The following is a 24,039-nucleotide window of genomic DNA, read 5'->3' on the forward strand; positions in this document are numbered from 1 at the left end:
CTCGTTATGGCAGGGTCAAAAAGAACGGATAGGTGAACAGCCACCAGACAAAGGTGGGTCCGACGACCGACACGATTGCAAGGCTCATGACTGATCGAATGGGGCGTTCATGCATGAACAAAAGCCCAACCAACATGACAAAGGGGATCGAACAAATCAGAAATCCCCGCCCAGTGTTTGGCCAGATATTTCCCACAGGCACCATCAACGAAAAATATAAAAGCGTAACACCCAAGGCGCCGAAAAAACGCGTTTTATCCATGTCTTTGAACACTCCGCGCCAATAGGGCATGGCGTTCAGGATGCGTTGACGATCACGAATGATAATCGCGACCAATAAGATCGCCAAAACCAGAGCAATAAGCCTTGGAAAAACCAGATGCGAACGCTCAAAGTCGATGGAAACTTTGGTTAGATCGTTCATTCACTCCCCCCCCCGAAATTTATCGCAAGCGGGACACGTCAGACGCGCCCCGCTTGCTATGATTTGATTAGTTTCCAGCGATTGCTGCGATCACGTCAGCATAGGTGTCGCGCTTTTGTGTCAGATGCGCGTTTGCCTCGGCTGATGGCAGGAAGTTTGGAATAAAGAACGAGGCTTTCTGCCGTTCTTGGATTTCACCTGCCGCGTAAATTTCAGTCAGCGCTGAGTCGATCTGATCGATGATGGCTGGATCCATTTCCGGGTTGAACAAAAAGAAGAACTCTTTGTCGAAGGTGAAATCAGCCGAGCCATCAAGGGTCACTGATGTTTCCGGCGATGCATAGGCTAGCATATCGTCACGTGTCGTGTTGCCCATGCCCGCCTCTGGTGCTTGAGCCAATGTCGTGTCACGCGCGGTGATCCAAACGAAACGCATGCCTTTGGCGTCATCGTCCTCAAGTTGGGTGAATTGTTCGTTGGCTTGGATCGATCCGTTGATCACATCCGCGAGATCATCCCACATCGCTTGGTTCTTGTCCGACTGAGACCCGGTATTGACGGCAACAATGTTTTCTTCAGAACCAGGTGCACGGACCTGTGCCGCATTCTTCAGCGCGGAAAAACCGATCTCGGAGACACCACCCGGCTGGATCGCAACGCGAACGCGCTCACCCTTTTCAGCCGCAGTCAGGATGTCATCGATCGACTGATAGGGGCTGTTGGCTGGCACCAGATAGGCGTTGCCGGGGTTAATTGCGACAGTTGGACCAACCACATAGTTGGCAAACGGATCATCGTATCCTTCGCGACCATAGAGGTTACCCAGATAGGACTGATCGTGGAAAACCATGATCGTGCTACCGCGGCTATCACGGTTCAGCGCCTTGAATGCCTCTGACGCGCCGACAGCGTCGACTTTGATGTTGATTCCCAGATGCTCCGACAGGGCCTCGGCGACGATGGCAGAGTTCTGATAGGTGTCACCACCTGTCGAAGTTGAGCCAATGACCATGCGGACATTGCGGGGTAATCCGTCAGCAGACGCAGCGATCGGGGCCGATACAAAAGCTGTCGCAGATGCAGCAGCCAAAAGTGTGCGGCGGGTAAAGTTCATAGTTTCCTCCCAGCGGCCTCGGGGCCGTTTCGATTAATAGTGTCGGACATCTCCACCTGTCCAATGCGCATACATGAAAGCGCATACATATTTTCCAACACGAACGCAGGTCGCCTGTCAATAGCGCCAATGACTTTTGTTAATTAAGGAAAAAATTGACGGAACGCCGTTGACGCCCAGATAATGTTTGCGCATACATATCGATGAAATATCGAGAAGTGTGGAGGATCACTTGTCCGAACAAAAAAGAATAACGCCAGATCAATTGCGCAGCGCGCGTTGGTTTGCGCCTGACGACCTTCGGTCATTTGGCCATCGGTCGCGCATGATGCAGCTGGGCTATGCGGATGAGGAATATCGTGATCGCCCGATCATCGGGATTCTCAACACGTGGTCAGAGCTGAACTCTTGCCATTCGCACTTCCCCGAGCGTGTCAAAGACGTTAAGCGCGGAGTATTGCAGGCGGGCGGGTTCCCTGTCGAGCTGCCTGCCCTTTCGGTGGACGAATCTTTCACCAAGCCAACCTCCATGCTCTACCGCAACATGCTCGCAATGGAGACCGAAGAGATGATCAGGTCCCACCCGCTTGATGGCGTTGTGCTAATGGGCGGATGTGACAAAACCACGCCGGGGTTGGTCATGGGCGCCATCACCGCTGGCGTGCCAATGATCTTTTTGCCGGCTGGCCCCATGCTGCGCGGTAACTTCGCGGGCAAGACACTTGGGTCGGGTTCTGATGCATGGAAATACTGGGATGAACGCCGCGCGGGTAATATCTCGGATTCAGAATGGCTTGGCGTGCAAGGCGGGATCGCACGTTCGGCAGGCACATGCATGACCATGGGTACTGCCTCAACAATGACCGCAATTACGGATGCGATGGGGCTGACGCTTCCCGGGGCATCATCGGTGCCAGCCGCCGACAGCGGGCACCAGCGACTAGGTTCAGATTCAGGTCGCCGCATCGTTGATATGGTCTGGGAAGACCTTAAACCCGCTGACATCATTACCGACGCGTCAGTTCGCAACGCAGCAATCGTCGCGATGGCGACCGGATGTTCGACAAACGCGGTTGTGCACCTGATCGCGATGGCGCGGCGCGCTGGCGTAGATCTGGATCTGGATGATCTCGATGCATTGGGCCGCTCGACCCCTCTAATCGCGAATGTCCGCCCATCTGGCAAAGACTACCTGATGGAAGATTTCTACTTTGCAGGTGGCCTACGCGCACTGATGAAGCAAATCGAAGAACGGCTCGACACGAGCTGCATCACCGTCACGGGCAAGACACTTGGCGAAGGATTGGAAGGTGCGGTCGTTTACAATGACGATGTGATAAGACCGCTTTCGAACCCTGTTTACCACGAAGGATCGCTTGCACTATTGCGCGGCAACCTTTGCCCCGACGGCGCAGTGATTAAGCCCGCGGCATGCGATCCGAAATACTATGAACACGAAGGTCCAGCGCTGGTCTTTGACAGCTATTCCGAAATGAAGGTCGCCATTGACGACGAAAACCTTGATGTCACACCAGCCACTGTGCTGGTTCTGCGCAACGCAGGCCCACAGGGCGGCCCCGGCATGCCGGAATGGGGCATGCTGCCGATCCCGAAGGCACTGATCAAGCAAGGTCATCGCGACATGCTGCGGATTTCAGACTCGCGGATGTCGGGCACCTCATACGGCGCATGCGTTTTGCACGTCGCACCAGAAAGCTACGTCGGCGGGCCTCTGGCGCTGTTGAAGACTGGCGATATCATCAAGCTGGACGTGCCGAACCGCCGCTTGGACATGTTGGTTTCCGAGGAAGAACTGGAACGCCGTCGCACGGAATGGAAACAGCCGCCTGCACGTTTTCATCGTGGGTACGGCTACATTTTCTCGCAACATATTCAGCAGGCAGACAAAGGTTGCGACTTTGACTTCCTCGAACGCGACTTTGGCCCTGCAGCGGGCGAGCCAGATATTTTCTAAGGATGAAAGCAATGGATCTCGACAACGCACTCGCCGGAATTTCCGGCATCTTGGTCACCCCCTACGACGACGCAGGAAACATCGCCCCAGCCAAACTGCCCCCGATCATTGACCGCGCACTGGGCGCAGGCATGCATATGCCCGTGGTAAACGGAAATACGGGTGAGTTCTACGCGCTCACCACGGATGAGGCCTGCACGATGGCCCGCGAAGTCTTCAAGTTGGTAGATGGGCGCGCGCCTGTCTTGGCTGGCATCGGGCGCGGCATCAAAGACGCATGCAAGCTGGCCGAGGTGTCCGCCGAGGCAGGTGCAACCGCACTGATGATCCATCAACCACCCGACCCTTTCGTGGCACCACGCGGCACCGTTGAATACGTCAAAGAGATCAGCAAAGCCTCGGGCGGATTACCAATCATGCTATATCTGCGCAACGACGCGATCGGAATCAGCGGTATTCAGGCGCTTTGCGACATTGACGGTGTGAAAGGCGTGAAGTGGGCCACGCCTAATGTCATGAACCTCTCCAAGGCCATTGCCGCCTGTGATCCATCCATCACTTGGGTCTGCGGCCTGGCCGAGGTCTGGGCACCCGCCATGTATGCGGTTGGCGCACGTGGCTTTACGTCTGGGCTGATCAACATCTGGCCGGATCGCTCGGTCGCGATCCACAAGGCGCTGGCTGATGGTGACTACACCGCCGCGCAGCAGCTGATCGCCGATATGATCCCGTTCGAGGACATTCGCGCCGAAGAACTCAACGGCACGAACGTCACGGGGGTAAAGGCCGCGCTCATGGCAACGGGTCATGACTGTGGCCCAACCCGCCCCCCATCGGCCTGGCCCCTTAGCGATGGGCAGCAGGCGCAGATGTTGAAATTTCTCACCAAGAACAAGCTGGCATAGGGGATAAACCAATGAGCTTTGCTCCACATGGCAAACATTTGATCGCTGGCGATTGGGTCGCGACAGATCGCAGTTTCCGTTCTGGCCCAGCGCATGGCGAAGCCCATGATTTTTGTGTCGGCACCCCCGATTTGGTCGATCAGGCTGCCAAAGCCGCCGAAGACGCGTTTTGGTCATATGGCTATAGTACACGCGCCGACCGAGCAGCGTTCTTGAACGCAATCGCTGATGAAATCGATGCACGCGGTGATGCCATTACCCAAATCGGCACCCAAGAAACCGGCCTTCCCGAAGCGCGCCTGATTGGTGAGCGCGGCCGGACCGTTGGTCAGCTACGTCTGTTTGCGCAGCACATTCTGCAAGGTGATTACCTAGACCGTCGTCACGATGCGGCCCTGCCGGATCGCGCGCCGCTTCCCCGACCAGAACTTCACATGATGCAGCGCCCCGTTGGTCCCGTCGCCGTATTCGGCGCGTCAAACTTTCCCTTGGCGTTTTCGACTGCTGGCGGTGATACGGCATCAGCCTTGGCAGCGGGCTGTCCTGTGGTCGTCAAAGGCCACAGCGCACACCCCGGAACTGGCGAAATTGTCGCCGAAGCCATACACGCAGCTATTCAAAAATGCGGACTACACGCGGGCGTATTTTCCTTGATCCAAGGCGGCAAACGCGACGTCGGGCAAGCACTGGTACAGCATCCGCTGATCAAGGCGGTTGGCTTTACCGGGTCACTCGGCGGCGGTCGCGCGTTGTTTGACCTATGTGCACAGCGCCCCGAACCTATCCCATTCTTCGGCGAACTTGGCAGCGTGAACCCGATGTTCCTAATGCCCGCCGCGATGAAGGCACGCGCTAGCAGTATCGCAATAGGCTGGGCAGGGTCACTGACAATGGGTGCAGGGCAGTTCTGCACCAACCCCGGCATTTCTGTCGTGCTCGACGGGCCGCAGGCACAAGAATACATCGACACGGCAGCCAAGGCGCTTGGTGAAACAGGCGCACAAGTCATGCTGACCGATGGCATCGCCGCCGCCTACCGCCAAGGGCGTGACCGCATTGCGGCATCTGCCGGTGTGCGCAGCGTGCTGACGACCACTTGCGATTTACGCAACGCAACACCCTATCTGTTCGTGACGACTGGCGCTGATTGGCTCGCCAATGCAGCGCTCGGCGAAGAGGTCTTTGGCCCATTGGGCATGGTCGTCATCGTCAAAGACATGGACGAGATGCGAACCGTTGCGTGCGCCCTCGAAGGGCAGTTGACATGCACGCTTCACATGGATGAAGCCGATACCAGCGACGCCCGCAGCCTATTGCCAATTCTTGAGCGCAAAGCGGGTCGGATCCTCGCCAACGGCTTCCCAACTGGTGTCGAGGTGTCGGACACAATGGTCCATGGCGGACCCTACCCTGCCTCAACCAACTTTGGTGCCACTTCAGTCGGTACTATGGCGATCCGGCGTTTCTTGCGCCCAGTTTGCTACCAAAACCTCCCGACCGGCATTTTGCCCATAGACCTTCCATAGGATGGATCAGATGAACAACGAAACACGTGAAAAGCTGATGGGCGTTTCCGTTGCGACACTGGCAACGGCGCTCTACAAGCGCGGCCTGCGCCATCAAGTGATCCAAGATGTCCGCCCGGTGGGTTGGAAAGGTAAAAACATGGTCGGCCCCGCGTTCACCCTGCGCTATATGCCCGCGCGCGAAGATCGCAATACGCTCGCTGAATTCCGCAACCCAGAGCACCCGCAACGGGTCGCAATCGAGACCTGCCCCGAAGGGGCGGTGCTTGTGATGGATAGCCGGAAACAGGCGGAAGCCGCCTCTGCCGGGGACATTCTGATCACGCGCCTGATGAAGCGTGGCGGCGCAGGTGTCGTAACCGATGGCGGGTTTCGGGACGCCGCGGTGATCGCAGAATTGGACATTCCAGCGTATCATACCCGGCCATCAAGCCCCACAAACCTGACCAACAACGAGGCAATCGCGCTAAATGAGCCAATCGGCTGCGGCGATGCCCCGGTTTTTCCCGGTGACATCATCGTCGGTGATGCAGATTGCGTGATCGTCATTCCTGCGCATCTCGCCGAAGAGGTCGCTGACGAAGCCGTTGAAATGACCGCCTATGAGGATTTCGTCGTCGAGCGCGTGAAAGACGATCACGCAATCATCGGGCTGTACCCATGCACCAAGAACGAACACCGCACAGCTTTCGAGGCATGGCGCGCCGCAAATAATAGGTGAACACTAAGAAGTGCCGACGTCTTTGCCCACGAATTTGCGCCCTAGGAAAGTTATTCCGAAGCACGCGACACATACTGACCCAGTTGGCTAGGACTCGGGTGAAGGCCTATGAGGAATACGGTGTGATCAAGCGGTGATGCTCTTGACGCTGCTCGAGCGAGGTGGTCGGTGATGCAAAACTGTCCACCCAGCTGGAGTAGCATTGTCGGATGTCTGCTTTAGGAAAGCTGCGGCGCAGCACTTGTCAGCATCAGCAATGTCCGGAATGGGCCGCAGTTAGTAAGCGCAAACTATGAGCTGAGCAGTTCGGCTACCCTTTTGGTGTCTGGACCGGTGACAACCTCCAACCTTAGAACATCGAACTTTGCAACGGCTACATTTAAGCCATCAAAGAGTTCAACCGCCATCTGGCGCACTCGAACAGCACGCCTTAGTCGTTCTTCACGCTCACGAAGTCTGTCGTTGTCCTTTTCTTCCGTGCGGTAGACGTCGCAGATGCGTTCGTTGACAGCAAATACTTGGCTCCGAATGCGAGCAACAAGCGGCAGCAATTCAGACGGAAGCTTGGAGGTATCAAATTCCCTCATCGCCAAAACCATTTCAGTCGTTCGGTCACCTTGAAGCAACAGAGTTGAGAGGTATTAGTGCCGCCTCCAAACGCTCGCCAGCCGTAGTTAAAACCTCAAAGGCCAGGAGATGAGCGGCTTTCTGTTCTAACCGGGCTTCCATTCTTTGCGATCAAATCCGCCAAGCAGTTGCCGTGAAATCAGAGACGATTGCTAAGATCGCGCCTAAAGACTGAACCCATGCAGACAGTTCACCGGCAGAAGGACAGTGACGCAGAGCTGCAACTGGAAATTGACCAGGCATTAGGAAAGGGCTTCAGACACGCACGCGCAATGCTCCTGAAATCGATTTCGTGAATTCAGAACGACACAGGTTTTATGTCCCTTCGCGAATGACCGCTTTCGTTGGCCGCAGTGCAACAATGTAGCGCCTGATGGAATGACTGCTATTGGTCGATTTTTCCGACCCCGGCGGACGACAGGTTGTTTGGATCAATCCGTTGCAAGGGTTTGTAGGAGATGCAGCATCACCGCTTTACGTAATTTGCCTTAGAATTGCCCTTTTGGGGCGCAACAATCTGAAAAAAACATTTGGGCAGAGCAGATGATTTTAGACCGCTATTACCAATTGGCAGCGCTTATCGTGGCGTTTCTATACTTTAAAGAAGATGCCGTCTTTGCGGTGATGATGCTGATCCCGCTCGCGTTCCTGGCCCTTCCGGTATTTGCGGGTCTATTGGTTTGGCAGGAATGGAACGGCCGGGTTGGTGCGGCGGGCCCGCGCGGCCTGGTGCGATTGCGCTGGGAGTTGAGCCGCGGTCCCAGAGTGCTTGCCGAAAGACGCCGAAAAAAGATCGCCCGCGCGTTGATCAAGGCCTATGATCTGGCGCCGCAAGCCGCCTTGCCCGAGCAGGCAGCGCGGTTGGAGCGTCTGATGCAGGATGCCCGCGCTATCGACCTTCGGGTGCCGCCAATCCTTCAAAAGCCGCTGACGGCCGAAGGGATCGCCAAGTTTCTGGCCGAGGCCGAGGGATTGAGTGGCCCGCCGCGCGCTGCCTTGATAGCCGCACTGGTCAAGGCTACGCCGAAGTCCCAGCCTCGGGGTCGAATGGCGCAAGCACGGGCCACAATTCGCCAGGCTCTTGCGCCGCTTGCGGGGAACGCACTGGAACGCCGTCGGATCAGCCATGTCTTTTTTCAGGTTCTGATCCGCGGGCAAGCGTCAACAAACGATCGGCTTGCGAGCCTCGCGGCGGCGATCCTGGACGCCCGTAAAAAAGCCGGGCTCGAGGGGTTCGCGGGCAAATCGATTGATCCAATCATCGGCCTACCGCTGGGCGTCCAACGCGAGTTGGTGCTGATCTCGCGCATCGCATTTGGCAATGCTGACATGACCAGAATCGCGTTGACGGATCCTTCTCGCGTCAAACGATTGCGCGCGATCAAGGACCGCATGGACACCGTGTCGGTGCCTGAAAGACATCTTTGGGATGTGACGACTGAGCCGAGGGCTAAGGCCGCAACCACCGCTTCGCCGCACACTCCGGTGGCTACTTCCGCAACGTCGGGACCGAAACAAGAGCCGTCGGAAGCAGAGCTTCGCACCACTTTGGAAGATAATGCAAAAGAAGCGATCCTGCTGGCCAGGACATGGCCAATATCTGGAGACGTTCCGGGCCGTTCCTGGCTGGGGGGCGCGCCGCTCCTGCCCAAAAGCATGGCCTGGCCCGTTCTAAAGGCGTCAGGTGCACCGTTGCATTTCCTAGCCCAGATCGACTGTGCCGAGCTGCCGCGCGTGAAAGGCGGGGAGGCGATGCCTGAGGACGGGCTTTTGCTGTTTTTCGCCAACATCAGCGAAGAAATGCTTTGGGAGGACGAAGCGGGCAGCGCACAGGTCGTATACGTGCCTGACCCGGTGATCCCCGACACCCCCGCTGCGCTGCCTGCCCGGCTGGCAGACATCTCTGGTGAGCCGGGGCGCCGCAGTTATCCGCTCTGGCCGGTGGTGCCGCACGCAACGGAAAGCTTTTTCTGGGACTATGGCATGCCTCAAACGATGCACAATCTGGCCCAATCCGCACAGGATGCGGCACTGGCACCGTTTCTGCCGCCGCCATCTCACAGCAAACGCAATCCTCTGTTTCAGGAGATTTATTTGCGCGACCCTGAAACGGGTGTCCACCTCAAGGATGAAGCCGGCAACCTCAAGCGTCAGTTTCTCCTGAATCCTGAACTTCTGGAGGCCGGCTTTCCCTTTTGCGGTGCCGCGATGACCCGCTTTGTGGCTGAGAACAACGCCCAAATTTGGCAAATGATCGATAGCGAACGGTCTTTCAAAAGTTATTTGGAACGTGGATTTGAGACCACGAAGGATGCCGATCATGACCGCGAACGAATCCGCAAGCAGGATGCCAAGATTGCCGAACTCTCAAAGTCCTTGGCCGGGTTGGATAAGGTCTCGGACCGGCTGACCGCCTTTGGAGACTACGACCGGGTGCCCGACCAAGAGGCGCAATTCTTTGCAGAATGGCTGGTGCAAATGAAGGCTCGGGCACATCCCGCGATCGATACCGCGTTGCGAAAGGCGCTGAAATCGCTGGCCCAGCAAGCGGTGACCGATACGAAGATGCAAGCGGTGCTGCCACAGGCGCTTTTTGACGTTTTCGACGCGGAACTGTGCCCCAGCCCGGCCCAAAGCGAACACATGATGCTGGGCCACACACAGATCCGTACGAATTCGACTGCGGGGCCGGGTCTCCGACTGTTAGCGCTCGATAGCGACAGCGGACTGGACTTCATGTTCTGCGATGTGGGAATGGCCGAATTCTGGATCGAGCCCGAAGACTTGGCGCAGCGCGATTTCAGCAAAGTTGTGGCATTCACAGCAGGTGGCTGAAGCCCGTCGCGACTTCTTTTGGTGGCAGTTCAGTCATAGAACGACGACATCGAGTTCAAATTTGGCGCAAATGCTGCGTCGATCGCCAACGTGCACCAGCAACCCAGTTGCCCTTTGATCAATTGCGTTTCAAGCCGCACGCGAATGGCAGCAAGTTTGTAATGATCGTGCTGAGACCTTCCGTCCGCTACGATCCGGCACAGCGCCAACGCGCAGCTCCCTGTAGATCTGTTTGATCGACTTGGCGTTGATGAGAGGCGCACGCCAGATCTTCGCAATCGTCTCGACAGCTAACATCCTCGATCCTCTCCGATTGGACATCGTAGGGCGCGTTTACGGGCTCTCATTCAGCGCCTCTAAACCTCTTAGTCGGCAGCGCCGACATGTCTACGCCGCGGAAGATGAGCAGGACGGAGACCGCCGGCATGAGGCCGCCGATCAGCCCCCAAACCGACAGCACGCGCGGCAGGAGCCGGAAGACGAAAAGCACCGGGTAAAGCCCCCAAGTGCTGGTGCTGAAGACAAGCAGCAGTAACAGGAAGGCCCTGTGGTGCCAGACCAACCCGATTTCACCCATGTTGGGCGAGAGCAGCAACAGCAGACCACAAACCGCGGCAACCGGCCAAAACTCACACGTTGCTTTCACAGGCGAAAACAACTGTTTTTGACCTCCCGTTCGAAAGCGGTTGCCGGAGCTTCGTAAGCGTTGCATCTGACCCCTCGGAATAGGTCTTCCGCTGGCAACTATGGGCGCTATATTGGCCTTACGGCCAATATGAAGAACAAAATTGGGCTGTTTTCGGCCCTAGGCGGGCTTTGATCGCATCTGTGGTTTCTGCGCTGCGGCTTCACCCTAGCAGGCATTCAGCGGTCTGTTGAATTCGGTATACTTCAAGTGATGCTAGTATCCGCAATGAAGTCTTATTTCTTTATACTTGTGATAATAGCGTTTGGCGGTTTCTTCTTGGCCTAGACTTTGTCGAATTTCAGAAACGGTTAAATTGGATATTCCATACTCGGTGCCCAATCTGTGCTTGATGTAAGCGTAGGCATCCCGTTGTTTCGGATCAAAACTGGGTGGTCGACCTAAAATATCGCGATCTCCGATGCGCTTGGAAAAGTATCCTAGACCCAGTGAATCGAAGAGCTGACAGTCAATGTCCCGAACAACTCGCAGACAAACGTCTGAGTAAGTAATGGGATGGTGCGGAGCAAGTAGTATGTATCCGTCTGAAATCTCCGGAGGTGGCGACAGCTTGCGACCCTTAATGACTGTCGGCCAATCTTCAATTGCTGACAGAAATTTATCGTCTGACAGAAGTTCCGATACCTGCTTGTTTGGCGCGCCCATTTGATGGGCAATACAATGTCGTGCAACTTCGTAGAAGTTCAATACCGGCAACAGATAAGCAATATTCTCAATGTTCCAGTTGAACCTAGAATAAATTCGTTCAACAAGGTTCTCACCCAGTTTTTCAGATGAAGTTTTCAGGTCATTGTACGAACCTTCGATTTCGTCAGTGAAAACGTTGAACGATGAGTAAGCGCGTACAATCGCCATTTCCGAAATCTGCCTTCGAGTTGAGTTCAATTCAGCTCGAGGATCGACGAAAGTTGTGCGTGTCCAGCGTTCACCAGCATCCACAATGAGTTGCGACATTTTGTTCCCTACAGTTGCGTCGTCTGTTGAAAACGAACTTAGGAAGTCTAAGGCTGCAGTTGCGATTTTGATATGGTTGTTCAACTCAGCATGGCGAAGCAGGTAGGCTGTTTGATGAGCCGACCTCGCTCTAGAGAAGTCCACCATCAAATGCTTCCTTTCATGTGTCGTTCGAGGCTACTCGCTGCCGTTCGGCTTGAGCGTAAGCCGTTGTTTTCGCAGCTCGCATTTGCGGGATTTCGGGTGTCGAGATGGTGACGTTACTCAAGTCAAAGAAGCTTGTCGAAAAGAGCTTTCCATCGAACAATATCTTCATCTTCAACGTACCGGTCTGAGTTAGAAAGTAATTTCTCCTTGACGCCTAAAGCCAACTTTACTTTCCAACCGTGCTCCAATTCAAAGCCTTCACTCGCGGCCCAATGCTTTATTTGAGGAATTATTGGTTTCTTCGGATCATGGACATCGTCGAAATCCTGTTCCGCGCGCCGCTCCATACGGTCAAGAACCTGAATCATAAGGCTTGACGGGATGAGGTCTTCTATCTCCGTCCCCACAAGATCAGCAAACACGTCGTCGGTTTCTAGAACACGCTCATTTACTTCTGCGTAAAGGTCACCGCGCAAAGACTTAATTGCCTGTTTTCCGGCAACGTCACTATCCAAAAGCACTATCGGAAGTTCATCGTCCCGCCCAGATAGGATCGACGCTATTAGCTTTGCAGTCTTGGCTCCTCCCGACGGCGGGAAGACCAGTTCAGATTTTGGAGCGATCTTCCCTTTACCAATCAAGATAGTTTTGATCGCGGTCAGATAATGCTGATCGGAGGGGCCTTCAACGATAATTGGCTTGCAGCCTAGCAGCAAACTTTCTGCTACAGTCAAGTTTAAAGCAGAATGAACAGCGTAGGTGGCACCCCTGTCCTTTAACCCTTTCGCGCCTTTTGTGAGACCAAGGTCGCTCGACGCCTCAGTGCTGCCGTCCTCCCCTACAAATACCTTTCGGACGCGATCCAATCGATCAGCATCAATCATAAACGGCGAGTGAGTCGTAAATATCAGTTGGTTGGTTTTCGCGAGGCTGTTGAAGAATGCGGTCAGATCTCGTTGCGCGAGCGGATGCAACGAATGTCCCGGCTCGTCCAATAAAACGATTGCCTCTTCATGAGCATCTTCACTTTCATAGGTGAAAACCAAGAAGAAACTTAGGAACCATTGGAGGCCCGCACTCCTATTCTCAAGCTCTATTTCATCTAAACGAAGTCCATCAGCGACCAATATACGGAAGTAATTCCCGTCAGCCACTAGTCTGAACTTGTAGTCACCCTGCTTCCACCAATCTGAAAAATTCTTGGTTAGCTTTGATGATGCTGCTTGCAACAGTGCCAAGCGCTCACGCAGTTGTTTGTCGTCCTCTTGGATCTCGTCGTCTGTCTTAGTGGTGACGTCTCCAACTTTCTGACCTTGCTGGTTTACTCGCTCAACGACCCCGGTCGACCGCGCAAGCTCCAACATTTCTTCTGCGCTAAGGTTTACTAAGTCAAACAGAACTTTAAGGGTACGAGCTTTGGCAGCTTCGCGCTGTCCCAGATCATCACGCGCCATGTTAGCGACAACATGAGGCAAATAGATCTGATCATCCAAATTCCCATAATTTGAATAGTATACAAACTTCGGAAGGCGATTGAAGAAAATACTCCAAAGATTTGGGCCCTTGTCAGGTTCTTCACCTTCCACTTCAGCGGGCTTTAAAAGCGCGGGGTTGTAAGTATGAGTGAACTCTACATCTGAAAATTCGGGAAACTCGAACCCGTATCCTCCGTTGAAGTTCCGGCGAGCAATTACTGTCGAGCCTTCCTTGACCTCTACACCATAATCATTCGCAATTTTGATTTCTGCTGCAGTCAATTCGAACTGGCAAAACACAAAGCGATGGGATTCAGGTTTATCACGCATTTCCGCATATCGGCTGCGCGGCATATCATCGAGCAGACTTATCTCTCCCGCTGCTGTTGGGTTGAATTTCCAAAGCGGAAGCAACAGGTTCGTCTTACCAGCTTCATTTTCACCAATCAAAGCGGTTACATCGGAAACGTCAAGCCAGCCGCTATCGTTGACCGAACGGAAATTGGTAATGCGGAATTGCTTCAACTTCATTTTGTGAATCTAAACCTCAAATTGAGTAGTGACGCTTGGTATCCACCATAGCACTAGGGTTAGAGAACGAAATAGTCCTCAGCGAGTTAGACCTCTGCAGCACCAAATCTAGGATTGCTCTTGCTTCTGCGTCCGAGGTTTGAGGTCAGTGACTGCTTTTGCTTAGCGAGAAGCAACATGCGCATCTGCAGCGGATGACTGCTTTCCGCACCCTTCCTGCGGACACGCCTTTTAGCCGCCCGGCGACCGCCGGACAGCTCGCAAGTACCATTTGATGGCCCCGACTATTCGATGCCGAACTTACCGTTCGGGCAATACCAAGGTAGCAATTGTTCGTACCGCGAACGCGGATGCCCCTCGGCCATCTGCTCGAATACCCAAGTGAGGTACGCATAGGGCTCGACGCCATTCAATCGGCATGTACCGATGAGACTGGCCATGACCGCCCAGTTGCGCCCACCGATTTCAGACCCCGCAAAGAGCGCATTTTTACGCAGTAGTGCTATTGGGCGAATGGTGTTCTCAACGGCGTTATTGTCCATCTCGACACGCCCGTCTGACAGAAACACCGTCAAACCATCCCACAACTTCATGGTATAGCTGATGGCGAGCCCCAAAGTGGACTTCATCGAAATCTCTCCAGACAACCGCAGCATAAGTAGCTGCAACTGCGTGACCAACGGCGCACTCTCTACCTGTCTGACGGCTCGGCGAACATCTGCGGGCTGCCCTTTCAAGTCATGCTCGATGGCGTAGATGTCGTTGATCAGCATGAACACCTGATGTGCTTTGTCTGACTTGGTGGCTTTGTGCACGTCAAGGAACTTGCGTCTAACATGTGCCCAGCAATATGCCAAGTTTATCGGCCCGCCGTCACTGCTATCGCTGGTGAGGCGGTTGTAACCTGCATATCCATCGACCTGGAGAGTTCCTTTGAACCCGTCAAGGATCTCTTCAGCATGTTCGCCTTTGCGAGACTGCTTGAAATGAAAGGCGACACCGGGATGTGCGTTCCCTTTCCAGCGACGGTCGTCACGACATAGGGCCCAAACGAAACAGGTTTTGGTTTTACCTGTGCCGGGCATCAGCTGTGCCAACGTCGTCTCGTCCATCAGCAGCTTGGAGCTGGACTTCAGGTCATCATTCAAAACGTCATAGAGCGGTAGCAACGCATCGACGGCCTGATCCATAAGGCGCCCCATGGTAGATCGGTGGAGCTGGACCCCAGAACGCTTGAATATCTGCTCTTGCCGATAATTGGGCATGTAGTCAGCAAACTTGCTGACAGCGAGGCCCGCGATCAGATGATCGTCAAAGCGAGTCTGCTCAAATGCGCGCTTGGGAACCGGTGCCTGAACAATCTTGTCGCAATCTCGACAGACGTATTTGGGGTATCGTTCTTCAATGACCCGCAACTGCGCCGGTACGTATGTTAAGCGTTCAATAGTCTGTTCGCCAATCTGAACCATGCCACAGCCACACTGACAGATAGAACCGTTGGGTGGCGATATCGTCGCCTTGTCACGTGGAATGTTCGCGGGAATAGTAATTGCCTGTCGACCCAACATGCCACGCGGTTTTGGTTTGCCAGTTTCAGGCTTCGCTTCATCGCCTCCAGCGTTTGGGTTGCCGCCGTCCGGTGAAGTACCACCTATGCCGGTATCATCATCATCCCCTTTCTTCTTTTTCCGTTTCTTTGGAATTTTCTCGCTGGATTGCCCAAACTGCATGTCTTGGCTCTTGTTAAGCTGCGCCCTCAAAAGCCTGTTATCGGCTTTCATGACCTTTAGCTTCACCTTCGCGGTCGACAACTTGGCGTCTTTCGCGACGATCTCGTTGTCATGTTCGAGATCACGCCTCAGATCGGCGTTCGCAATAAGGAGTGCCAGCTTTGACACATCGCTTTCTGGGTGCCCGGCGAGCTTCGCGCAGGCAGATTGTATTTCTTGCATATCTTTGTTCATCCCGTTGTTCGCTGAAATGCAGCGATCTTGGTCACGCCCAGCGAACCGGGCGTGTTTTGGCTTGATTTTTGATGATTGGGATGGGATGAAAGGGAAAGAGATCGTGGTTCAAGCGATTTTCCGAGGCCTCGAGGATCTTCACATCCGAGGGGCCTCATTCATTCCGTGCCCTGAGTTTTTGAGATCAGGTCATGCGGCGTCCTCCGATTTATCTGCCATTCGTTCTGGCCACAGTTCGGATTCGGGCACACCTATGCGTTCAGAAATTGCTTTTTCGACGCGCCGAGAACGACTTCGCCCCAATGATACAGAGCTGATTGTAGAAGGAGAAAGCGCGAGGCTCGACGCTAGATCAGAAAATGATGAGCCTGCCAAATCCAGTAAATACTTGATTTTAGCGTGTTTCTCGCGATTAATCTGAACATCGGTGGAAGGCAATAACATGACTCCAAAAGTTGCTTACAACAAATGAGTCGCATATTATTGTCGACACGGCAACAATTTTCAGAATCGACACAAAAAAGGGATCGCTATCGCGATTATCTAACCTAGGTGATGTATTAGACCGCCATGCAATCTATGTCAATTGTAGAAACAACAATTGACATAAGGCGGCCTACGAAAAACTTAACTTTACGACAGCTGCAGTGTTCGTCAGGCGGATTTGACTTAAAGTAGCTTGTCCATTTTGCGAGAGCTGCCATTCATGCGCCGAGCGGCGAATGTCTCAAACGAGCCCAAAGTGAATGATGCTGCAATTTGTACCAATGGAGGCGACTTTGCTGGAAGCCGACTTTGGCTAGACTGGCGTCGCGTGGTGGCAAAACTTGAGAATTCGGCCTTTCTGCCCAATCCACGTTGGCGAGCGCAGTTTCAACGAAACTACTTCGTTCTCAAACTTGATCTTGCTTCGCCAAGGACAATAGTTTCTTTGAGAACCGCGTCGTTTTCCCGCCTCCTGGAATGGATCGCAGACAAGCAATCGCGCGTTCGTTGGCAAGTTGGGCATTTTGCGCAACGTGAAGCTCGAAGCAAAGCTCCAGCATGCCGCCGATATCCCTTGGGGTTTCTTCTGGCGCGAAGTCCAAAAGGCCCAAGATCGTCTCTATGGCAAAACGACTGGCACCCAAATCGGCGACGCCTTTCAAGGCCTTTGTCCAGCGGCTGGTCGGCAATGAATTCGACATCAAGACCTTTTTCAGCTCGGGCACAAAGACCCGGGCTGTCAGTCGCCCTTCAGCCGAGAGCACAGCGGCCGCCTCGATTGCAAGCGAGGAAACGGATTTGTCCTCACAGGCCACATAGCACGCTAGCACAGCCGCCCCCAGAGGGCCCACCGACGGACCAGGTCGAAAGAACGGTTCCAGATAAGCCCTTGTGGGATTGTCGGAAAGTTTTTGCCATGTATCCAAACCGATCAACGCAACCCGAAAAAACGGTTCCGGATCCGCCGGTCGAGTTAGCGAGGCCCATGCGATGTCGGAAAATGTGTATCCGCAGCACGTCGCGTATTGGTAGCCTTGGTCGGGAAGACAAAAGAGAGCGGGCAAGGCGCGAGACTTCATCGTGTTCGCGGGCGTTACCGGAACCTCAACCACAAGCCAATGCCAACTACCATCCTCCGTTTCCTTGCGCTCGACCTGCAATTCCATGGTGGCAGGCGTGCCGCATTCTGGTACGGAATCTTGCTTCAGTTTGAGCGGCTTCTTGAACAGTTTGGTGATAGCTTTGTCGGCCTGTTCTGGAATACGCGCGCGCCATGCGGCGCCCCACAGCTCAGGCGCGGGGCCGACCTTGACGTCTTGTCCCAGGGCGTAGGCAATGGCCCGATCTGCCTCGGTTGCAAGGGAAAGGTTCCCGACGTCGCGCCCCTCCGGAGCAAGCCTCATCAATGCCATTGCAAGGTCATGGGGCTCGGGCTTGATGCCCTGTTCGCGATAGCACTCTATCCGCGCCAGCAGATCGGCAACGTGAACCAAGCCCGAGGTTTCGCTTGGCAGAGCCAGCAACGGAAGGGAAGCCCCATCTCCGACCCGTTCGATCACACCAGCATTTCGGGCAAGATGATGTTCTTGTAGGCTAAGCTCCGAAACAAACCTGAAGTTCTTTTGCCCATCGCTTTCTTCCGCAAGTATCGCCGCAAGCGGCACGCTCTCGGCCATCGCCCGTCCGCTCAAAGCAAGGACATAGCGAATATCGCTGTCGCCAGACGACTTGCACACCTGCTTTGCGCGCTTGCGAAGCGGCGACAAAGTCTTGTCATCCAGTCGAAGCGCGGCCCCGAAGCGCGAAATACCATCTATTGCGCGTTCGACTTCAAACGGATCGCGCGGCTCTTCCAGCACGGTCAGAAACAATGCAAGTGCCTCATCAGGGGATGTTACTGCCGCGATCGGCTGAGCCTCATTCGGAACAAAGTCGAGGGCGGTATCAGGTGCGGTCCCAAACGCAACACCCGCCATTTCTGCGATGCGTGATCGGACTGAGGGGGCAACAAGATCGACATAGTTGGCCAACTCATCCGAGACGCTTTCAGCCCCCAGAGTCTCGATTGCGTCCAGCGCTTTTGCTTGCACGCCCGCATCTTCGAAAATCAGCGCCAAAACCATCTTCGCTGCGGCTTCCTGCTTCAACTCAGGTTTCCGTTTCGCAGCGCTCAGCAACAGCTTGAGTGCCCCCGTCACGGTACCCTTAACACGCGCTTGCAGCGCAGGTTCCAACGCTGCTAACAGCTCTTCCGCGGCGATGGCCCCCGATTTTTCCAACTTCTGTACATGCTTCAAAGCAAACGAAACCGTCGGAGGGATTGAGGATGACAGCAATCGCAAATACCGGTCAGACCGCATCGCCATTTCGCCGGCAACCGGCGCCATCAACACATGAAACCGCGAATACCATCCGGCGCGGTATTGGGCGAAATCTCGATCCAACGCGTCCAGCGACGCATCCAACAAACGCTGGCGGTCCAACAAACCTTCGTCGGCATATCGTTTGATCCGATCCGCCCAGCTTTCTTGGCCGCGTTTCAGAAACTTGTCGTGGTTGGCAAGGCTATCTTCACCGCCGCCCTCGACCTCGAAGAACCGCCAAACATCACCATCCAACAACGCTGACTTGCTGTCTTCTGTCCGCGTTCCAGACCAATGAGAGTAGTAGCCAAGAATGATCGCATCGCTTTCGGGGCGCTTGCACAGGCCTGTCTTCCACAGCTCTTGGAAACGGTTGATATAGAAAGTACGATCTTCAATGAAATGCTCTACGACGCCTTGTACCCAATCGGGGTCCAACTTGCGGATGATGTCCTCAATCGGGATTTTCTCAGGCATGGGGAAAAACGACAGCTTGGTCAGTTCGGATTGAGATGAGGTCGCAAGGACCGCGACTGAGATGGCTTCACCATCCTTAACTTTGGGCTGGGATATATCGGCACCAGCGTTCCAGTACCGATCCAGTTTCTTGAACAAGGCCATTGTTGGTTTGGCATAGGCCCGTCGTTCCTTCGCCGGTATCTTGGCTAACCAGTCCAACACCTTTTTGGCGCTGTTTGAAGAAATGAACTTCAGAAATTCCTGCTCAGTCATTTTGCCGGTCCAATTCCATCTCAGCTGCAAGGATGTGTTTGCACGGTCCGCGTTGGTTTCCATTCTTGGCAAACCAAGGGCACGTGCATCGCCAGCTAGCTTCATCAGGTGCGACTTTGTGGATCACATCGTCTGACGACACTTCGGCCACTTCATCAGTCCAACGTACAGCTCCTGCATCGACCAATTTCTTTGCCGACTTCAGGCGCGGGTTCAAACCTTCAGTCTTGCTCATGTCAAACGGAAGGTCGCGGTGGAAATAGGTCTGCTGCTTCAAGTCGAACCCCAACCGGCCTCCAGCGGCGAGCTTGGCCAAAGCAACGTCAACGGACTCAATCGAAAGGTCAGTTGTCTTGGAAATCGCTGCCGGTTCGATACTGTCTTGCCAGTTCAACTGCGCTGCAACCGCTGCCATTCCGGTGTCGACTGAGCTTGCCATTCGGCTGAGCAATCCGCCGTCGCCCGAAAACCCTCGCCACGGTTCTGCGTTCAAAACAAGCCACAGCCGTTGGGTGCCGAAATTCAACGCCCAGCTCGTCGCGCCGGTTGCCGGATTGTGTTGCACGTCGAGACTATCAGCTAGCGTGACCAAAGGCTCAAAAACACGCAGCCGGTGGCACCCTCGTAAAGGAACGGCCCCACGCGCCTCGCGGGCAGTCACCCGCGCCATGGGGCCATTCGCGGCAACCCAGATCCGTTGGTCATTTTTCCCTCGGGGCAGCCCGCGTAAAAACCGTTGCGCACCGATCTTGGGCAGGCTGAAAGCGGGCCTCATTCCGGCCATCGCCACCTGCACCTCGGCAAATCCTTTGACCCATCGCAAAGGCAGCGGCACTTTCTTTTCGATATAGGCGGTGCCGTCGGTGACAACCTCGACCGAGTTTGAGCCGATGCTGATCTCCATTTCGGTATCGCGCGAGACCGTGGATAGCGCACCTCTCAATTCGGGGCCGAAATCAACATTCGTCGTTCCTTTGCTGCGCGCTTCGGTTTCCAGGGCGCTGTTGTCCAGATCCAGCCGGATATATGCGCTGCAACAGGCCGAGAACCCCTCGAACCGAACCGCGCCCGTTCCAACCGTCGCGACGGGATCCGCTTCGCGAAGAATCTTGGCCAGCATTGATGGTGGTACATAAAACCTCGATCCTACGATCTCGGAAACCGCACGGAGCGATTTTGCAGTCACGTTTGGAAAGAGTGCCCGAGCTTTCAAGAATGTCGACGCCGCTTGAACGTTCTGGTCGCTGGCTAGCGTTAACGCCTGTCCCTGTGAGGTGGAGCGCAACTCCGAGTCGCGGTCATACCTGTAAATTTGTTCAATCATTCAAGTACTCAGAATTACCATGGCTTATTTTATCTTTGTTGAGACATCGATAGCACTGCCCTAATCAATTGTCTTCCTTCGCAAAAAGATCTGAGCGTCTGGGTCTGCCCCAATTCAACCATCAATTGGTGGCGCATTGTTCTTCGCTGCGTCCGAAGTGCTGTCCTTTCAGCCGTTGATGATCCGGGCAGCGAAAGCTCACTTTGTCCCGCATTGTCGCGGTTAGCACCGATCGCGCCGAATCTCGGGAATTAGTTGAGTTCCTTGCGATGCTCGACGTCTGACCAATGCTTGTTGATTGGTAATTTTCGTGCCCGCCGTGCGATATCATCGTATGTTACCGGCATGAAATCCCAAACATCGACGCCGACATTGACGGAATTTCGCGAACCGCGCCAGTTGTTGTGTACGTGCCCAAACAACTGGAGAGCTTCACGTCTTGCATGGTTCCATGTGATCATTGGGTAGTGACAAAGCGTATTTCGCTGCTTCTTTGGCCCATCGGGCACTTCGGCCATCAAAGAAACCGACGTCCAATCCAACGATTGGGTAAGATCGCCATCGTGATTGCCAACGATCAAGTGTTTACGCGCTCTGGGCAGCTGGCCAAATACTTGTTGTAGGTAAGCCGCATCCTTGGCTGGTGCGCCAAATGCAAAATCTCCAATAATCCACAGATCGTCCTCCGGCTTCACAACCTTCCACATGTTTTCGAGCAGGATGCCGTCCATATGAGACGCTGATCTGAAAGGACGGTCGCAAAACCGAATGACGTTCTCATGCCCAAAATGGGTGTCCGCCGTATACCAATTCGTCATCTTGCACTTCCAACTCTTAATGTTTTGTCCAGCCTCAGCATCTTCTGTTCTAAACCGCCACGGGGCGGCGCATATCTCGGGCGGTAACTCGCTTCCAGTCGAGGCCCTCGAATAAGGCCTCAAACTGGGATTTGTTCATGTTGATCATGCCGTCCTGAATACGAGGCCACTCAAAGCCTTTGCCTTCGATCCGCTTGTAAGTCATCACGAGGCCAGTGCCGTCCCACACAATAAGTTTGAGCCGGTCTGCTCGTTTCGAGCGGAAGATAAATATGGCACCGCTGAAGGGGTCGAGATCAAATTCATTCTGAACAATGGCCGCCAAGCCATCCATCCCCTTTCGGAAGTCGACCGGCTTGCTGGCCACGTAGAATTTGAAGTTGCCCGCTGGAGAAATCATGATCTGCTTTCGAATGCACGGATGAGGCCAACCAAGCCAGCGACGGGGTAATCAGATGGCAGCAACAATTCACAACCGGCGCGTTTGAAAACAATGTGACACATCTCGGTTTGTTCAACTGGCACATCATGCTGAACCTTGATCTCAGCAAATACTGGTGCCTGTTCCTGGACCTTTTGCCGCTTTGCCGAATTCTTCTGCTTCGGCCCCTTCCGCCAAGCGTAGGCGGTCTTGTCCGAAATCTGGCACGTCTTCTGGACGTCACCGATTGATAGCGTGCCGGATCTCATACGCTGCGCCATTTCGCGCTTGAATTTTGTGGGCCACAGACGGCGGCCATCTTTTCCGACAGGGATGGAGTAGCCGAAAGCATGGAAGACTTTATCGATTTTCTGATCACTTGAGAGTGCACCTAATGTTTGAGAGTTCATGATGCCTGTATCCTTTTGGACATCATATTTTCTCAAGTCGAATGTGCTAAGCCCCTATTTATGGGGTCAGATGCAACGCTTACGGAGCTTCCGCAGGGAAAGCTCACATTGTCCGGCGGGCCGTGAGTTCGGCCACCGTAGGACTTTGCACTCGCGGCGAAGGTTCGTTTCAGTGAAGCTGCATCGCGGCGGGGAATGACCAAATGAAGGTCCGGTTGGCGTCCTCCTCGTGATCCGGCGACGCGTTTGTTTCCGAGCCGTGATTTTCATTGATTTTGTGCTTGGGATTGTCGCGCCATACTGCAAACGCGTATATCGCCCCAAGGGGCGCTGATTTCTTGTTCTTATATTTTTGATTTTTGGTTGCGGGAGTAGGATTTGAACCTACGACCTTCAGGTTATGAGCCTGACGAGCTACCGGGCTGCTCCATCCCGCGCCAAATTGTTTGCTTCACGCGCATTTTTTTGAGTGAAGCCATCGATTTGAGAGATACGTTTTGTGCTTCTTTCTAGGTTTGGCGGTGACCTACTCTCCCACGTCTTAAGACGCAGTACCATCGGCGCGACGGCGCTTAACGGCCGAGTTCGGGATGGGATCGGGTGTTTCGCTCGCGCTATGACCACCAAACCGAGAAAGAAGCACAATATACCAAGTCAAGTTTCACAATGAAGTGTATGCTTTCAGATCAGTCAGCCTTGCTGTTACTGGATCAAATCAAGCCTATCGGACAATTAGTACCGGTCAACTGAATGCATTGCTGCACTTACATCTCCGGCCTATCGACGAGGTGGTCTACCTCGGTCCTCAGGGATACCTTGTTTTGAGGGGGGCTTCCCGCTTAGATGCCTTCAGCGGTTATCCTTTCCGATCATAGCTACCCAGCACTGCTCCTGGCGGAACAACTGGTACACCAGTGGATCGTTCACCCCGGTCCTCTCGTACTAGGGGCAACTCCTCTCAAGTATCCTACACCCACGGCAGATAGGGACCGAACTGTCTCACGACGTTCTAAACCCAGCTCACGTACCTCTTTAAACGGCGAACAGCCGTACCCTTGGGACCTGCTCCAGCCCCAGGATGAGATGAGCCGACATCGAGGTGCCAAACACTGCCGTCGATATGGACTCTTGGGCAGTATCAGCCTGTTATCCCCGGCGTACCTTTTATCCGTTGAGCGATGGCCCTTCCACTCGGGACCACCGGATCACTATGGCCGTCTTTCGACTCTGCTCGACTTGTCAGTCTCGCAGTCAGGCTGGCTTCTGCCATTGCACTCAACGAGCGATTTCCGACCGCTCTGAGCCAACCTTCGCGCGCCTCCGTTACGCTTTAGGAGGCGACCGCCCCAGTCAAACTACCCGCCACACAGGGTCCCGGATCCGGATAACGGACCGCGGTTAGACATCAAGCAGAACAAGGGTGGTATCTCAAGGAAGGCTCCACAGAAACTGGCGTTTCTGCTTCGAAGCCTACCACCTATCCTGCACATGTTCGGCCTAATGCCAATGTGAAGCTGTAGTAAAGGTGCACGGGGTCTTTCCGTCTAACCGCGGGAAGCCTGCATCTTGACAGGCAATTCA

The 24,039-nt window shown here is 54.4% G+C and carries 18 protein-coding genes, 1 tRNA gene and 2 rRNA genes (1 of these 21 cut by a window edge); 5 read left to right on the forward strand and 16 right to left on the reverse strand.

All coding sequences use genetic code 11. The features are described from left to right. Positions 1-4 precede the first annotated feature (4 nt). Both COL8621_RS14570 and COL8621_RS14575 read right to left on the reverse strand, forming a co-directional pair. Positions 5-424, reverse strand: coding sequence for a tripartite tricarboxylate transporter TctB family protein (locus COL8621_RS14570; protein ID WP_093968037.1), 420 nt, complete (start codon positions 422-424; stop codon positions 5-7). 67 nt (positions 425-491) lie between these two features. After that, positions 492-1,538 (reverse strand): type 2 periplasmic-binding domain-containing protein, encoded by a 1,047-nt coding sequence (locus COL8621_RS14575; RefSeq protein WP_093968038.1) that lies wholly within the window; start codon positions 1,536-1,538, stop codon positions 492-494. Positions 1,539-1,770: 232 nt separating this feature from the next. On the opposite strand from COL8621_RS14575, the gene araD reads away from it, so the two are divergent. From araD to COL8621_RS14595, 4 genes are read left to right on the forward strand one after another with little or no spacing between them, the layout of a single operon-like run. Then, positions 1,771-3,513, forward strand: coding sequence for an L-arabinonate dehydratase (araD, locus tag COL8621_RS14580; RefSeq protein WP_093968612.1), 1,743 nt, complete (start codon positions 1,771-1,773; stop codon positions 3,511-3,513). An 11-nt stretch (positions 3,514-3,524) separates the two neighbouring features. Continuing rightward, a complete protein-coding gene (locus COL8621_RS14585; RefSeq protein ID WP_235823889.1) occupies positions 3,525-4,418 on the forward strand; it encodes a dihydrodipicolinate synthase family protein in 894 nt (297 codons plus the stop codon). Positions 4,419-4,429: 11 nt separating this feature from the next. Then, a complete protein-coding gene (locus COL8621_RS14590; protein ID WP_093968040.1) occupies positions 4,430-5,944 on the forward strand; it encodes an aldehyde dehydrogenase (NADP(+)) in 1,515 nt (504 codons plus the stop codon). 10 nt (positions 5,945-5,954) lie between these two features. Continuing rightward, entirely contained in the window at positions 5,955-6,665 is a 711-nt protein-coding gene (locus COL8621_RS14595; protein WP_093968613.1) for a ribonuclease activity regulator RraA, read from the forward strand. 290 nt (positions 6,666-6,955) lie between these two features. Here the strand turns inward: COL8621_RS14595 and COL8621_RS14600 are convergent, their stop codons facing one another. After that, positions 6,956-7,264 (reverse strand): hypothetical protein, encoded by a 309-nt coding sequence (locus COL8621_RS14600; RefSeq protein ID WP_141137894.1) that lies wholly within the window; start codon positions 7,262-7,264, stop codon positions 6,956-6,958. 571 nt (positions 7,265-7,835) lie between these two features. On the opposite strand from COL8621_RS14600, the gene COL8621_RS14605 reads away from it, so the two are divergent. After that, on the forward strand, positions 7,836-10,127 hold the full coding sequence (locus tag COL8621_RS14605; protein ID WP_093968042.1) for a DUF1963 domain-containing protein: 2,292 nt from the start codon (positions 7,836-7,838) through the stop codon (positions 10,125-10,127). A gap of 343 nt (positions 10,128-10,470) precedes the next feature. Here COL8621_RS14605 and COL8621_RS14610 read toward each other — a convergent pair whose 3' ends face one another. The 13 genes from COL8621_RS14610 to COL8621_RS14670 all read right to left on the reverse strand — a co-directional run. Further along, a complete protein-coding gene (locus tag COL8621_RS14610; RefSeq protein WP_141137895.1) occupies positions 10,471-10,839 on the reverse strand; it encodes a hypothetical protein in 369 nt (122 codons plus the stop codon). A 189-nt stretch (positions 10,840-11,028) separates the two neighbouring features. Further along, positions 11,029-11,934, reverse strand: coding sequence for a hypothetical protein (locus COL8621_RS14615; RefSeq protein ID WP_093968044.1), 906 nt, complete (start codon positions 11,932-11,934; stop codon positions 11,029-11,031). A gap of 122 nt (positions 11,935-12,056) precedes the next feature. Next, complete coding sequence (locus COL8621_RS14620) at positions 12,057-13,940, reverse strand: AAA family ATPase (protein WP_093968045.1); 1,884 nt, start codon at positions 13,938-13,940, stop codon at positions 12,057-12,059. Positions 13,941-14,224: 284 nt separating this feature from the next. Then, entirely contained in the window at positions 14,225-15,904 is a 1,680-nt protein-coding gene (gene tnpC, locus COL8621_RS14625; RefSeq protein ID WP_093968046.1) for an IS66 family transposase, read from the reverse strand. Between the two features lie 189 nt (positions 15,905-16,093). Continuing rightward, a complete protein-coding gene (locus COL8621_RS19445; protein WP_093968047.1) occupies positions 16,094-16,348 on the reverse strand; it encodes a helix-turn-helix domain-containing protein in 255 nt (84 codons plus the stop codon). Positions 16,349-16,797: 449 nt separating this feature from the next. Further along, positions 16,798-19,485, reverse strand: coding sequence for a DUF6493 family protein (locus COL8621_RS14635; RefSeq protein WP_093968048.1), 2,688 nt, complete (start codon positions 19,483-19,485; stop codon positions 16,798-16,800). Beyond that, positions 19,478-20,809 carry an SWIM zinc finger family protein gene (locus tag COL8621_RS14640; protein WP_093968049.1) on the reverse strand — a complete coding sequence of 444 codons (1,332 nt, stop codon included), beginning with the start codon at positions 20,807-20,809 and terminating at the stop codon, positions 19,478-19,480. The genes COL8621_RS14635 and COL8621_RS14640 overlap by 8 nt, the downstream gene beginning before the upstream one ends. Positions 20,810-21,060: 251 nt before the next feature. Then, entirely contained in the window at positions 21,061-21,540 is a 480-nt protein-coding gene (locus tag COL8621_RS14645) for a metallophosphoesterase (RefSeq protein ID WP_235823890.1), read from the reverse strand. A 136-nt stretch (positions 21,541-21,676) separates the two neighbouring features. Beyond that, positions 21,677-22,027, reverse strand: coding sequence for an IS66 family insertion sequence element accessory protein TnpB (gene tnpB / locus COL8621_RS14650; protein WP_093968051.1), 351 nt, complete (start codon positions 22,025-22,027; stop codon positions 21,677-21,679). After that, the gene (locus COL8621_RS14655) at positions 22,024-22,458 is read right to left on the reverse strand and encodes a hypothetical protein (RefSeq protein ID WP_141137897.1); all 435 of its coding nucleotides are present in this window, start codon (positions 22,456-22,458) and stop codon (positions 22,024-22,026) included. Before COL8621_RS14655 ends, tnpB begins: the two co-directional genes overlap by 4 nt. 360 nt (positions 22,459-22,818) lie before the next feature. Further along, positions 22,819-22,895 (reverse strand) — tRNA-Met (locus COL8621_RS14660). A gap of 76 nt (positions 22,896-22,971) precedes the next feature. Beyond that, positions 22,972-23,086 (reverse strand): 5S ribosomal RNA (gene rrf, locus COL8621_RS14665). 83 nt (positions 23,087-23,169) lie between these two features. After that, a 23S ribosomal RNA gene (locus COL8621_RS14670) occupies positions 23,170-24,039 on the reverse strand; it runs 1,956 nt beyond the window's last position.

Source organism: Actibacterium lipolyticum (assembly GCF_900184935.1).
GTDB classification, from domain to species: Bacteria; Pseudomonadota; Alphaproteobacteria; order Rhodobacterales; family Rhodobacteraceae; genus Actibacterium_A; species Actibacterium_A lipolyticum.

What these genes read in the sequence shown, in the direction of transcription:
- COL8621_RS14655 (WP_141137897.1), bottom strand. Translation starts at nt 22,458, where the DNA reads ATGAACTCTCAAACATTAGGTGCACTCTCAAGTGATCAGAAAATCGAT.
- COL8621_RS14640 (WP_093968049.1), bottom strand. Translation starts at nt 20,809, where the DNA reads ATGATTGAACAAATTTACAGGTATGACCGCGACTCGGAGTTGCGCTCC.
- COL8621_RS14615 (WP_093968044.1), bottom strand. Translation starts at nt 11,934, where the DNA reads ATGGTGGACTTCTCTAGAGCGAGGTCGGCTCATCAAACAGCCTACCTG.
- tnpC (WP_093968046.1), bottom strand. Translation starts at nt 15,904, where the DNA reads ATGAACAAAGATATGCAAGAAATACAATCTGCCTGCGCGAAGCTCGCC.
- COL8621_RS14635 (WP_093968048.1), bottom strand. Translation starts at nt 19,485, where the DNA reads ATGACTGAGCAGGAATTTCTGAAGTTCATTTCTTCAAACAGCGCCAAA.
- COL8621_RS14570 (WP_093968037.1), bottom strand. Translation starts at nt 424, where the DNA reads ATGAACGATCTAACCAAAGTTTCCATCGACTTTGAGCGTTCGCATCTG.
- COL8621_RS14605 (WP_093968042.1), top strand. Translation starts at nt 7,836, where the DNA reads ATGATTTTAGACCGCTATTACCAATTGGCAGCGCTTATCGTGGCGTTT.
- COL8621_RS14575 (WP_093968038.1), bottom strand. Translation starts at nt 1,538, where the DNA reads ATGAACTTTACCCGCCGCACACTTTTGGCTGCTGCATCTGCGACAGCT.
- COL8621_RS19445 (WP_093968047.1), bottom strand. Translation starts at nt 16,348, where the DNA reads ATGTTATTGCCTTCCACCGATGTTCAGATTAATCGCGAGAAACACGCT.
- tnpB (WP_093968051.1), bottom strand. Translation starts at nt 22,027, where the DNA reads ATGATTTCTCCAGCGGGCAACTTCAAATTCTACGTGGCCAGCAAGCCG.
- COL8621_RS14600 (WP_141137894.1), bottom strand. Translation starts at nt 7,264, where the DNA reads ATGGTTTTGGCGATGAGGGAATTTGATACCTCCAAGCTTCCGTCTGAA.
- COL8621_RS14595 (WP_093968613.1), top strand. Translation starts at nt 5,955, where the DNA reads ATGAACAACGAAACACGTGAAAAGCTGATGGGCGTTTCCGTTGCGACA.
- COL8621_RS14610 (WP_141137895.1), bottom strand. Translation starts at nt 10,839, where the DNA reads ATGCAACGCTTACGAAGCTCCGGCAACCGCTTTCGAACGGGAGGTCAA.
- COL8621_RS14590 (WP_093968040.1), top strand. Translation starts at nt 4,430, where the DNA reads ATGAGCTTTGCTCCACATGGCAAACATTTGATCGCTGGCGATTGGGTC.
- COL8621_RS14620 (WP_093968045.1), bottom strand. Translation starts at nt 13,940, where the DNA reads ATGAAGTTGAAGCAATTCCGCATTACCAATTTCCGTTCGGTCAACGAT.
- COL8621_RS14645 (WP_235823890.1), bottom strand. Translation starts at nt 21,540, where the DNA reads ATGGACGGCATCCTGCTCGAAAACATGTGGAAGGTTGTGAAGCCGGAG.
- COL8621_RS14585 (WP_235823889.1), top strand. Translation starts at nt 3,525, where the DNA reads ATGGATCTCGACAACGCACTCGCCGGAATTTCCGGCATCTTGGTCACC.